Source organism: Mucilaginibacter sp. CAU 1740 (assembly GCF_039839285.1).
GTDB lineage: Bacteria > Bacteroidota > Bacteroidia > Sphingobacteriales > Sphingobacteriaceae > Mucilaginibacter.
This window is the reverse complement of sequence record NZ_JBDOQS010000001.1, coordinates 587,635-599,400: the sequence shown is the minus strand read 5'-3', so window position 1 is coordinate 599,400 and position 11,766 is coordinate 587,635. Positions and strand designations below refer to the sequence as shown.

Here is an 11,766-nt window from a genome sequence, read left to right as displayed (position 1 = left end):
GTTTATTCTTTTTTTAGATGATTAGTAAGTAAAAGGTGTAGCCGGGAAGTAATAACCAGCATAAGCAAGATTGCTTGCCAAAGCGCCCGAAGTGTTGTAGAAATACAGGTTGTTCACGGCATAATGAGCACCATAGCCCGATTCGACAGTGGTTACCGCCAACTGATCTGTTTGCGGGATATATTTAAGGCCTGCACCGTAAAGCTCTTTACCTGTAGGGATATTAATTAATGGTGTTTGTACCGAAGCAGCAGTGCCATCATATTTATAAATGGTGGTAGCACCGCTAAACATGCCGTTGTTGGCAATATAAACCGTATTGGTTTTGGTAGATGCGGTTATTGAACCCGGGTGCCATGCAAACCAGGTACCATAAGCGGTAAATGGCAAGGTAACAGTAGTAACGGCCAGCGTTGAAGGGTTAATTTTAATTAGTGAGGTACCACCCGCGGCCCAAACAGAGCCATCCGGAGTTTTGGCAAACGCCACATCCATACCGGCAATTTTTTTAACAACCGCGTTGGTAGCCGCATTGATCACAACAACGCCATCAGTTTCTGATAACGCGAACACATAGTTACCAGCTTTAATCAAATCGCCAACGGTGCCGCTAACGCCTGCTAACTTAGTACCTGTTGCATAAGTTGTTAAATCGAACGGGTAAATACCATCGGCAGAGCTTAACAAACCTTTGGTATCGCTCACGCCAACAAAGGCCATCCAGTTGCTACCCCCCGCGGCCGGGATCCGGCCAAGCTGTTTTAATGAAGAAGCATCGGCAATAACAACCGGTCCGCCCGATTTTGATACCAATACCAGTTTATTGTTGTAGATAGTTCCATATTCTAAACTTGAGGTTTTAGGCTCCAGATTTTTGCCGGGATTCTCTTTTTCAAAAATGCTATCTTCTTTGGTGTGAGTATTAAAACGATAGAAGCTTAAGGTACCTGTACCATGACCAAACCAACCCTCGTTCGCTACAAAAAAACCATTCTCGTATTTAGCGTAAACGTGAACCTTGTAGTTAACAACATCCGAACTAAGGGCCGCTATAACCTTAAATGCAATTTGATAATCGCCGCCGCTTTCAGGCTTGTAGGTAAACGTTGCACCTGTACCTTTTTGTACGCCGTTTACTGTCCAGCTGTAAGTAACACCAGTTTTAGTGGTTACCGTTGGCGCGAAAGTAATAGCATTGCCAACAGTGGTAGTATCATTACCACCTTTTGAAGTTATGGCCAGTGTTGTTACCAACCCTTCGGTATCATTTTTTTTGCAGGATGCCAAAGCCAGTAAGGAAAGGGCCAATACCGCGATCCCTGATTTAAGAGTACTTGTTTTTTTCATTATTTATCAGTTTAAATTATTAGTGAGGGAATTATTTAAGCAGGCTCAGATCGGCAGCGCCCGTAAACTCGGTTGATTGCTCGCCCAGCCAGCCCATATTGGCCAGGATGCCGGTTTGCACTTTTATAAAATCGATACCTTTTAGGTTTACTTTATTGCCTTTATCATCAATAGCGCTGCTGATATCGATCTTGTCGCCACCGGCAGAATTATCGGCGTAACCATAATCAAATGATGCGCTGGTAATGAAAGTAGGATCATCCATATTGATATTGCTTGATGGCAGCAAGCTTCCGGTTAAAGTGTAGGTATCTGTTTTAAGGCCGATAGGATAATATGCCTGCGTGTGGAACATATTGGTTTGGATAACACCGGTGTTTCCTTTGTTATCCTTCCATGGCACACTACAGGTATCACAGGGCAGGCCGGTGTGGATATCGCGGGCGGGGCGGGTGTAGGTTACCGAATAGTTGCGCACATAGCCATCCTTGTGCGATGCACTGCCTTCAATCTCGTACCAGGTATCATCAGGCTTGCCATTGCCGTTTTTATCCTGCATTACCCAGATCACGCCTGGCTCTGCAAATTTTTCGAAGGCGTTGCCGTAAACCACAAAATCTGTTTTGCCATCCGTGTTAAGAACAGTATGGTCAAAGCCCACTACTATATAACCGCCCCATCCGCCAAGGCTTACCAGGCCCTGATCTGTTTTAAGGGTTGCTTTAGCCGCCGCAGTATCACCTAAACCTGTATTGGTAAACTGCCCCGGTGCAGGGTTAAAATCAAACAGATCGGTAACGTAAGCATTGCTCGATGCTTTAACCGGACGAATAGGTGCTTCCTGAGGATTAACTTCGGTGGCTTTATCTTTTTTGCAGGACGTCCAGGTAAAGGCAAATGCCGCGCCCAGAAGTATTAATAGTTTAAGTTGTTGTTTTTTCATAAAAGTTGGTTGTATATAAAATGAATTTGAATTAGTAAACAAAGGCCATGTGCGCAGGGATATCGCCCCCAACCACCTGCCATTTTTTGCGGCCGTTTTTATCAAAGCAATACAGCGTACCCGATGCCACGTAATTACCGGCATCGGTAACAAAAACATCTTTGGTGATGGGGTTAACGGCAATACCGTAAGGCACTACAATTTTCTGATCGGTGCCATCGGTAATAAATTTTGTGCTCAGCACAGTTTCGTCTTTCACGTTGAGCATCGAATAACTGATGGTATTTTTTTGCTGCGGATAACTCCATTCGGTACTGTAGATGTAGGCGATATCATCGTCAATCCACAGGTTACTGGCGGCTATGTCAAATACCTTTTTCACCGCATCGGTACGGGTATCTATCACAAATAATTTGGAGGGGATGGTATAGTAGTCTCCGCGGGAGGTAACGTACAGGTCGCCATATTTATCGGCTTTTACCCTATCCAGATTAATTGCTACATCAATGCGTTTGGTTTCGGCAAACGAAGCCAGATCTATTACTGAAACAGTACGCTCGTAATCTGTAGGGCTATATCCTCCCGAATTGGCGATATACAACTTCTCGCCTACGATAGCCATTTCCTCCGGCTGACGGCCAACAGTTACCTTGCGAGTGATCTGTAAGCTGGTGGTATCAATTTCGGCAACAATACCATTGGGCGCTTTAGGATCGCCAACTTTGCCCAGGTAGGCACTTACATAAGCCTTGTTGTTATGAAAAGTTACGTAGCGGCAATTAACAATATCTATTTGCCCCATTTTTTTGGCAGTTTTAACATCAAGCACCTCTACCTTATTAGAGATATTGACCACCACATACATTTTTGAGCCATAAATACCGATATCATTACCTACATCCCCCAGGCCTTTGGTTACTGCCGGGTTGGCTTTGTTGTAAATATTGCGTTCGTAAATGCCGGTGCGGAAGTTCACAAAATCCAACGAGGCTTTGTTCATGTTCATGTTACCCTCGTTCAGCATATACATGCCCTTGATGGTGCTTGAGGCATCGCCCTCAAAAATCTGTTCAACCTGCTCGGGTATTACCTGCGGGGCCTTACGGCACGATACCGCAAGCAATACCACAAACAGTGCAACGGTTAGATGTAGGGCTATTTTAAATTTTTTCATACTTAAATGCTATAGCTTAGTTTAAAGCGGTAAAAGCGCCGCGGCATCGGGAAATTGGCAATGATCTCCCTATCCTGGTTCAATAGGTTATTTACCTCGATGCTGAACTGGGTTTTATGCTTGTATATTTTGGTGATATAGTTTACAGCCACATCATGCGTGTACCAGGGCTGCAGGTAGTTATAAATGTGGTTTTGATCGTCACTCAGCTGGCTGTAGCGCGAACCAGTGTATAGGTAGCTATAATTAAAGCCGAAACTTTTATAATCTGCCGATGCCGTGAACGATACACTGTTTGTTGGCACATAAGGGATGTTATAATGATAGGTGATCCCGTTATCGGTATAAAAAGCCTGTTGCCAGGTATAGTTGATAGTTGCGTTCAGGTTAAGATAGCGCGAAACCTGTTTGGCAAGCTGCATGTTCACTTCGGCACCTTTAATATTAACGTCGCCCAAGTTGTACATTGTCCACCTGAACAGGTTTAGGCCGGGGGCCGCGATGATCTTATCTTTTACTTTATTATAATAAACGTCACCCTGGATAGAGAATGAAGAGATAAAACCATCAACAAAGTGACGGTTATAAGTAGCACCAATATCGTACTGCTTTGCATATTCGGGTTTAAGCAGGGTGTTGCCGATGAAAGTATAATACAGCTCATTAAGGGTAGGTAGCCTGAAAATGTTTTTATAAAAAGCGCGCAACATCAGATCGGGCGTAACCTGCAATGATGCCGTTACAGCCGGGGTATATTCTGTTTTATTACCGCCACCTTCATACAACTTTACGCGATCATCAACAAAAGTGCCCAAAACTGAAGCCTGAAGATTAAAGCGTTTTAATTTAAGTTGAGAGGCTAATGAAACCAACTCCTGATTGCGGGTTGGATATGGGAACCGATACAAATTGGCATCGAGGGTGTTGCGCAGGTAATCGGTAGACAGATCGAGATCCCAAACCGGCAAAATGCGGTAACGGTTAGCTACCGAAAAGTAAAGTTCGTGCTGATTGAAACGGTTATCTAAAAAGCCTGTGGTAGTAACAAATTCGGGATCGAGATAGCGGAGGTAATCGTCGGCATATTTGGCGATGATGCCTATAGTGTAACGCTTGCGGGTGTTGCTCTCGTAATTGGCCTGGATAAACTGATTGCGGTCCCACTGGCGCTGGGTGTAGTTAAATTTGTTGGATACGATAGCGCCCGGCAACCCGCGGTTTGAGGTGTAGCTATATACTTTAACATTCCACTCCCCACTTTCCGAATAGCTGTTGATACCGCCTTCAACCCGGTACGATTCTACATCAGTATTATTGCGAACCGCCGTGGTATCGTAAACACCGTTGGTGTACCTGAACTTGTAACGGCCGTTGGCTTTTGTCCATTCGGTACTGAAATAGGTAGAGGTGTTTTTATTGATCTTTTGCTGCCACAGCACAGAAGGATTATTTAATCCGAACGAACCTATTTTATAGCCGAAGCGGATATGCGTATGCTCGCTGGGTTCAAACTTTGGCTTAGCGCCTTGCAGATAAATAGAGCTGGCCGCCGAAAAACCTTTGGCCGCCTGAAAAGTTTCGCTTTTCTGGCCGTTGTACAGATCTACCTCGTCCATATTATCGAGCGAGAAACGGCCGAGATCAACCTGCCCGTTCTGGGCGTTTTGCAGTTCTACACCATCGTAAAATATGGCTACATGGCTGCTGCCAAGGCTTCGGATGTTAACGGTTTTCAAGCCACCAACACCTCCATAATCTTTCAACTGCACCCCACTAAAAAACCGTAGCGCATCGGCAACCGACAGGCTATTGAGCCTTTGCAGTTGCTCGCCTTTTAAAACCTGTACCGGTGTGGGGGAAATATTACGAACATCGGCTTTAGCGCCTTTTATCTCTACCTGTTTAAGCTGATGAATTTTGGCCGAATCTTTTTGAGTGGTATCTTTTTTTACAACCAGGGTTTGTGCCGAAACCTGCGCGCAACAAAAAACGGTTGCCATCCCGAAGGAAACAAGCCATACGATGCCTTTAATACAGCCATTACGCTTTGCAGGCGTTTGGCGCGCAGTTAAATCCATGAGTGTTGTGGGTTAAAAAACCTCACAGCAAACAGAACGACGAATTACAAAAAATGAAATACACGAAAGGTATCCTCACTCCAGCTTCAATCCCCGAAAGCTATGAATCAATATGTGCTATGGCAGGTATTCTGACTTACTCCCCCCGGCCCTGTCTTCCCATCGGCCAAACGGCTAACAGTGACAATAAGAATGGGCTTTGGTGTTATGGAGCTTACAGCTGCGGGACAGTCCCGGATTTACACCGGGTTCCCTTTTAATCACGAACGATAAAAAATATCCGTGAACCAAAAGCGAGGCAAAGGTAGGTATTAAAGTTTTAATTAAACAAGCGGGGATGTAAAATGACCTTTTGGGTGGGATGGGGTATGCGGGGGAGTCGTAGATAAAAGACAATCCTAAATAAAAAATGTCATTTCGATAGAGCTTGGGTCGGGCTGAGCATTGGGGCGAAAAAGAAATCTTCTGCGCCATGCTTATCGGCTTGCATGGCGTATAAGATTTCTCCTCGCGCCTCGCTCTTCCCCATCTGCTCGTTCGAAATGACATTTCGTTAAACGAAAACTTATGGACACAAACATCCTTTATCATTTCGTTTAAATGCACTAAGGAAATATTACTTTCCTATCCTATACAAATTGCCATTATCAGTAACGCCATACAAAGCGCCATCCTTCCCGGTAACCAATGAACGCCAGCGCTCATTTTTATCTTTAAGTAAACGCTCTTCGGCTACTACTTTGTTGTTTTTGATCACCAGGCGGGCAATGTGCGAACCGCCGAGCGCGCCAACAAACAAATTGTTTTTCCACTCGGGGATAAGGTCGCCGGTGTAAAAAGTAATGCCGCATGGCGAGATGCTTGGATCCCAATAGTATATTGGCTGGGTAACGCCTTCTTTTTGCTGGATGCCATCCCCTACCTGCTTCCCGCTGTATTCGATACCATAAGTAACCACCGGCCAGCCATAATTTTTACCCGGACGGATGATATTGATCTCATCACCACCCCGCGGACCAAATTCTGCTTCCCACAACTCGCCTGTTGATGGGTTCATGGTCATCCCTTCAGGGTTGCGCAAGCCATAAGCATAAATTTCGGGCAGTACGCCGGCTTTACCAGCGAACGGGCCATTGGGAACTGGTTTACCATCGCGGGTGATGTGTACAACCTTACCTACCGCGGCACCCAGATCCTGCGCTTTCATGCGGATATCTTCGGCACCATGCTCACCTGTACTTACAAACAGGTTGCCTTGCTTATCAAACACCACACGCGAGCCGAACTGCAAATGGCCATTGTAAGCCGGTTTGGCATGATAAATTACCTGTACATTTTCAAGCTTGCTATCATCGGCAGATAGCTTTCCTTTAGCTATCGCGAGTTGAAAACCGCCATCTACCTGCTCAGAATAAGTCCAAAACAAAGTGCGGTTTTTAGTGAACGACGAATCGAAATTAACATCCAGCAAACCACCCTGGCCACCAACAGCAATGGCTGGCAAGCCGGCTATATCTTTATCAAAGCTGCCATCAGCTTTTAATATTTTCATGGCACCGCCCTTTTCGGTGATCAAAAACCTACCATCAGGCAAACAACGCAAAGCCCATGGCGATTTAAGCTGTTTATTGATAATGGTAACATTCAGTTTGGTTTTGGTTTGCGTACCGCCTATACGGGTTTGACCTGCAACAGCAGGTTTATATTCGCTGTTAGCCTTCTGTGTTTCAACAGGCGGCAGTGATTGCGCTTTTACCTGCCCAATGAAGGCACCGGCGCATAATACGCCCATTAAAATAGATTTGTTGGTTATTGGCATGATGATTAACTGTTAATTATACAGATGTCGGACTCAAATATAACCAACAAAATAAAATGCGGGGAGGTTTTTGTGTATGGGTTTCGTTACATGGGGTTTAGTGATTAGCGGTTGGAGATCAGTGGTTAGGCTTTAAAATCATTGGTTAATAGCCCCTTGCTAAAAAAATCAAATTATATTTTAGAAATGTGCAACTTATACTATATTTGCAGCCCACCCAACGGGGGATTAGCTCAGCTGGCTAGAGCGCTTGCATGGCATGCAAGAGGTCATCGGTTCGACTCCGATATTCTCCACTAAATATAAAAGGCTTTACGAAAATTGTAAAGCCTTTTTTGTTTCTATCAAAATTTCTCCTCCCCCCACTTCTCAATTAAACGACGCCCTAAACTGAACAGGCGACATTTTAGTTTTGATCTTAAACAACCTGGTAAATGATTGAGGATGTTCAAATCCTAATCGATATGCCACCTCCCCCACTGTTTGGCTTGTGGTGGTAAGCAACTCTTTCGATTTTTCGATCAGCTTATGGTGAATGTGCTGCTGCGCGTTAAGCCCGGTAAGCGAACGCAGCATATCACTCAAATAATTTGGCGTATAATTTAACTTATCTGCAAGGTATTGTACAGTTGGGATCCCTGCCGAGATCGCACCTTGACCATCAAAATAATCGTTAAGCAAATCTTCCAGCTGTTGCAGCAAATCATTAGATACCACTTGCCTTGTTAAAAACTGGCGCTTATAAAACCGTTTGGCATAGGTTAGCAAAAGTTCTATCTGGGCGATGATCACTTCATGACTAAAATCGTCTATCCTACTGTTCAACTCATTGCGGATAATGTCGTAAACGGAGGCTATAGTTGCTTTTTCGTCTTCTGAGAGATGAAGGGCTTCATTGGTAGCGTACGAAAAAAAGCCGAACTGTTTGATCTTCTTCGCAAGCGGATAACCTAACAGAAAATCGGGATGGATAAGGAGGGAATAACCTTGATTATCCTGATAATTCGCAGTACTACCCATAATTTGATTAGGAGACGCAAACAACATGCTTCCCTCATCAAAATCATAATAACCCTGTCCGTACTTTATTTTACCACCCAGCTTAGTAACAAAAGTAATTTTGTAAAAATTCAACACATAGCTTTCAGGAAGGCTGCACATTTTAAGGTACCCGTTTGATGCATCGAGCATTGTAATTAGCGGATGATTAGGGCCTGGAATATTGTGAGCCCTATGTACATCGGCGATGGTTTCTAATTTTGTTACTTTTTGCATTTCGGTTTCCTCAATTAAAGATATCAATCATAACCGGCGACTGTTTCAGTCACCGGTCATAAAATAAAAATTTTCAACTGCACTATTAAAAATCCACTACCATGGCAGCACACCATCCGGACCCGTAAAAGTAGCTGTTGGCCCATCGGTTTCTAAGGCTACCCGAACAGGCTCACGCGAGCCAACCTCAATACTGTCTGTCCCCTGGAAATTATTCAGGGCGGTTGCAGTAAAGCCGGGACTAACCGCGTTAACTTTAATATTTTCCTTTTCCAGTTCAATAGCGAAAGCCATTGTTACCGCGTTCATAGCCGTTTTTGACGCCGCGTAAACAACGCCGAAGTTTTCCCTTGCCCAACAAGCCGGATCTGCGATCCAGGTCAGTGAGCCAAGTCCGCTTGATACGTTAACAATTCGGGCAGCTTTAGATTTTCGGAGTAAAGGCAGTGCCAGTTGCGTTACGCTGATAACTCCAAACACATTGGTTTCCCATACGGCCCGCACCTCATCAAGCGATGCGTTAACAGCCCGGCCATCGGCCAGCATTTCTTCCATAGGGCGATTGGGGTTACCGGCATGCGATATTCCAGCATTATTAACCAACAAGTCTAGGCGACCATGATGCTTTTCTATCTGCGCTATGGAATCGCTGATGGTTTCGGGTTTTGTAACGTCCAGCTGAAGAGCATGCGCATTATCACCAATTTCGGTAGCGGCTTTTTTTCCGTTATCTAAATTACGCGAACCTACATATACAATATACCCATTAGCTGCCAACTCTTTAGCTATCTGCAAGCCTACTCCCTGGTTAGCGCCTGTAATTAACGCGATAGATTGGTTATCGGTTGATTTATCTGTTTGATTTTCCATAAATAATTAATGATCTATAAGTAACAACTCAAAGGTCGGGCCGCTTTGTATTTCCGTCTTAACCAAATCAAGGAGATTTATAACCTAACCCAAAAGGACAGTATTTGTAATGACAAAGGCCTCATTCAATAAAAAAGCCACTTGTAAATATTATAAGTGGCTTTTTGCTCAAGTAACTAAGTATGAAAAATCAATTATTATGCTTGCTGATACCTCTCCCTAAACTCTTCAACGAAATCCTGAAGCTTGATCTTCCCATTCACTTCTCCGCCGCTCTTAAAAAAATCTTTCGTAATAAGTCCCGCTCTCACTCCTTGCCCCAACTCAGTGATCAACCCAGCCAACTCTGGTGGTAACCCGGCAGATAACATACCCTGCTTCAACTGCTCATCAGGAATAGCTGTCCACACTAATTCCGGCTTGCCTATTGCAGGACCAAACAGGGTGGCAATTTCGTCTCCAGTAGCGATATCACTTACTATATATTTAACTTCAAAGCCATTGCCTTTTACCTGTAGTTCGTTCGCGGCAGCCGAAGCAATATCTTCAGGATGCGTGAACGCCAGCTGAATATCACCACCATAGTTATTACCAAAAATGCTTCTGTGTTTAATAAGCGGTATATCTCTGAAAAAGTTCACAAAGAAAAATCCTGATCTCAAAACAGTGACGTTAACTCCATCCAATTCACCGAAGGTTTGCTCTACATGATGCACACCTTGTACCGGACCTGTTCCTTCGGCGGCATCCGCGCCTATACTGCTTAGCAAAACTACACGGGTTACACCTGCTGTTTTAATGGCCTGAGCATATGAACGGCCTGCATCGGCTATATTTTGGATCAAGTTAGTAGCACCCATTGATGGCGGCATCATGGTGTAAACGGCATCGGCATTTTTAAAAGCTTCGGTTAAGAAGACTGGATCATTAATTGAACCTACCGCCGCCCTGGCACCTAATGCTTCTATCTCGCTTGTACGGTCGGCTTTGGTGGTGATCACGGTTACTTCGTGACCTGCCGCTATCAGTTTTTGTACTAATGGTTTGGCTACATTACCTAATGAGCCTGTTGTTGTGATTTTCATTTTGATATGTTTTAAATGTGTAGATGATTAGTTAAGTACCGGATAATCAGTATAGCCTGCTTCGCCGGGAGTATATAAGGTCATGTAGTCAACCTCGTTTAGGGCTTCGTTTTTTTCTACCCTCCTGATAAAATCCGGATTGGCAAGGAAACTTCTGCCGAAGGCCACCAGGTCAGCCGAGCCATCCTGTAGCTTTGCTTCAGCCGTTTCAGGGTCGAGACCGTTACAGTAAATCAGGATATTGGAGAAAGCTTCGCGGATAGCCTCGTGCGTTTTTGTCGGGATGGCCGGATTATCGGAGATATGCAGATAAGCGATATCCAGCTTATTTAACTCGTTGCTTAGGTGTACATAGGTTTGGTGCACCTCTTCTTCGTTGTAGGCGGGCATATCACTTAGGGTAGAAAACGGGGAGATCCTCAAACCAACCTTTTCAGCGCCAATTGCAGCGGCAATTTTTTCCGCCACCTGCAAGGTTAACCGGCTTCGATTTTCGATGCTTCCGCCGTATTCATCAGTACGATTGTTTACCTCCGGGTTTAATGATTGCTCCAGCAGATAACCGTTGGCACCATGAAGTTCCACACCGTCGAAACCAGCACGTATTGCATTCCGGGCTGCTTTTACAAAACCGTTAATCACATTTTCGATGCCTTGCAAATCCAAAGCTATTGGATCGGAGTGTTCTTGTGCTCCATATGCATCGGTAAAGATGTCGCCCGCTGCTTTAATATTGGATAGGCCTACCGGCTGATAGCCTTCAGGCAAATTAGCTGTATGCGCTATCCTGCCGGTATGCATCAATTGTAAAAAGATCTTTGAACCGCTTGCGTGCACAGCTTCGGTCACAGCTTTCCAACCTTCTATTTGCTCTTCCGAAAAAATACCGGGGATGCGTGGATAACCCAAACCTTCGGGAGTTGGCGATGTGCCTTCGGTAATGATCAGTCCGGCACCTGAGCGTTGTTTGTAGTAAGTAGCCATTAAATCGTTAGGGATATTGCCTAACGCCCGGCTGCGGGTCATGGGGGCCATTACTACGTGATTTTTTAATTGTATGGGGCCGTTGTTGAACGGCGTTAATAACTTTTTCATTTTGCTGTTTTGTTTTTGTACAGCAAAGTTGGTTGTTATATCAGGCTGATAATAGCTCGAAAAGACATAAAAACAGTCGG

At 44.6% G+C, this 11,766-nt stretch carries 9 protein-coding genes, 1 tRNA gene and 1 riboswitch; of the genes, 1 reads left to right on the top strand and 9 read right to left on the bottom strand.

The features are described 5' to 3' along the window. Positions 1 to 21: 21 nt before the first annotated feature. The 5 genes from AAFN85_RS02630 to AAFN85_RS02610 form a co-directional block, all read right to left on the bottom strand. Positions 22 to 1,347, bottom strand: coding sequence for a DUF5074 domain-containing protein (locus tag AAFN85_RS02630; protein WP_347525402.1), 1,326 nt, complete (start codon positions 1,345 to 1,347; stop codon positions 22 to 24). A gap of 31 nt (positions 1,348 to 1,378) precedes the next feature. After that, on the bottom strand, positions 1,379 to 2,290 hold the full coding sequence (locus AAFN85_RS02625; protein ID WP_347525401.1) for a cell surface protein: 912 nt from the start codon (positions 2,288 to 2,290) through the stop codon (positions 1,379 to 1,381). A 31-nt stretch (positions 2,291 to 2,321) separates the two neighbouring features. Next, positions 2,322 to 3,464, bottom strand: a complete 1,143-nt coding sequence (locus AAFN85_RS02620) for a DUF5074 domain-containing protein (RefSeq protein WP_347525400.1) — start codon at positions 3,462 to 3,464, stop codon at positions 2,322 to 2,324. Positions 3,465 to 3,466: 2 nt separating this feature from the next. Then, positions 3,467 to 5,542: a TonB-dependent receptor gene (locus AAFN85_RS02615; protein WP_347525399.1), complete on the bottom strand. Its 2,076-nt coding sequence runs from the start codon at positions 5,540 to 5,542 to the stop codon at positions 3,467 to 3,469. Between the two features lie 103 nt (positions 5,543 to 5,645). After that, a riboswitch (cobalamin riboswitch) is annotated at positions 5,646 to 5,849 on the bottom strand. Between the two features lie 309 nt (positions 5,850 to 6,158). Continuing rightward, positions 6,159 to 7,361: a PQQ-dependent sugar dehydrogenase gene (locus AAFN85_RS02610; protein WP_347525398.1), complete on the bottom strand. Its 1,203-nt coding sequence runs from the start codon at positions 7,359 to 7,361 to the stop codon at positions 6,159 to 6,161. Positions 7,362 to 7,583: 222 nt separating this feature from the next. On the opposite strand from AAFN85_RS02610, the gene AAFN85_RS02605 reads away from it, so the two are divergent. Beyond that, positions 7,584 to 7,657, top strand: a tRNA-Ala gene (locus AAFN85_RS02605). Between the two features lie 73 nt (positions 7,658 to 7,730). Here AAFN85_RS02605 and AAFN85_RS02600 read toward each other — a convergent pair. The 4 genes from AAFN85_RS02600 to AAFN85_RS02585 all read right to left on the bottom strand — a co-directional run bounded on the left by AAFN85_RS02600 (position 7,731) and on the right by AAFN85_RS02585 (position 11,686). Then, positions 7,731 to 8,636 carry a helix-turn-helix transcriptional regulator gene (locus AAFN85_RS02600; RefSeq protein WP_347525397.1) on the bottom strand — a complete coding sequence of 302 codons (906 nt, stop codon included), beginning with the start codon at positions 8,634 to 8,636 and terminating at the stop codon, positions 7,731 to 7,733. 96 nt (positions 8,637 to 8,732) lie between these two features. Further along, positions 8,733 to 9,506 carry an SDR family NAD(P)-dependent oxidoreductase gene (locus AAFN85_RS02595; RefSeq protein ID WP_347525396.1) on the bottom strand — a complete coding sequence of 258 codons (774 nt, stop codon included), beginning with the start codon at positions 9,504 to 9,506 and terminating at the stop codon, positions 8,733 to 8,735. Between the two features lie 197 nt (positions 9,507 to 9,703). After that, positions 9,704 to 10,591 (bottom strand): NAD(P)H-binding protein, encoded by an 888-nt coding sequence (locus tag AAFN85_RS02590; protein WP_347525395.1) that lies wholly within the window; start codon positions 10,589 to 10,591, stop codon positions 9,704 to 9,706. Between the two features lie 27 nt (positions 10,592 to 10,618). Then, complete coding sequence (locus AAFN85_RS02585; RefSeq protein ID WP_347525394.1) at positions 10,619 to 11,686, bottom strand: alkene reductase; 1,068 nt, start codon at positions 11,684 to 11,686, stop codon at positions 10,619 to 10,621. Between the last annotated feature and the right edge of the window lie 80 nt (positions 11,687 to 11,766).

Bases quoted from the DNA above. Each gene is read 5' to 3' on its own strand.
- AAFN85_RS02630 (WP_347525402.1), bottom strand. From the start codon at position 1,347: ATGAAAAAAACAAGTACTCTTAAATCAGGGATCGCGGTATTGGCCCTT.
- AAFN85_RS02625 (WP_347525401.1), bottom strand. From the start codon at position 2,290: ATGAAAAAACAACAACTTAAACTATTAATACTTCTGGGCGCGGCATTT.
- AAFN85_RS02620 (WP_347525400.1), bottom strand. From the start codon at position 3,464: ATGAAAAAATTTAAAATAGCCCTACATCTAACCGTTGCACTGTTTGTG.
- AAFN85_RS02615 (WP_347525399.1), bottom strand. From the start codon at position 5,542: ATGGATTTAACTGCGCGCCAAACGCCTGCAAAGCGTAATGGCTGTATT.
- AAFN85_RS02610 (WP_347525398.1), bottom strand. From the start codon at position 7,361: ATGCCAATAACCAACAAATCTATTTTAATGGGCGTATTATGCGCCGGT.
- AAFN85_RS02600 (WP_347525397.1), bottom strand. From the start codon at position 8,636: ATGCAAAAAGTAACAAAATTAGAAACCATCGCCGATGTACATAGGGCT.
- AAFN85_RS02595 (WP_347525396.1), bottom strand. From the start codon at position 9,506: ATGGAAAATCAAACAGATAAATCAACCGATAACCAATCTATCGCGTTA.
- AAFN85_RS02590 (WP_347525395.1), bottom strand. From the start codon at position 10,591: ATGAAAATCACAACAACAGGCTCATTAGGTAATGTAGCCAAACCATTA.
- AAFN85_RS02585 (WP_347525394.1), bottom strand. From the start codon at position 11,686: ATGAAAAAGTTATTAACGCCGTTCAACAACGGCCCCATACAATTAAAA.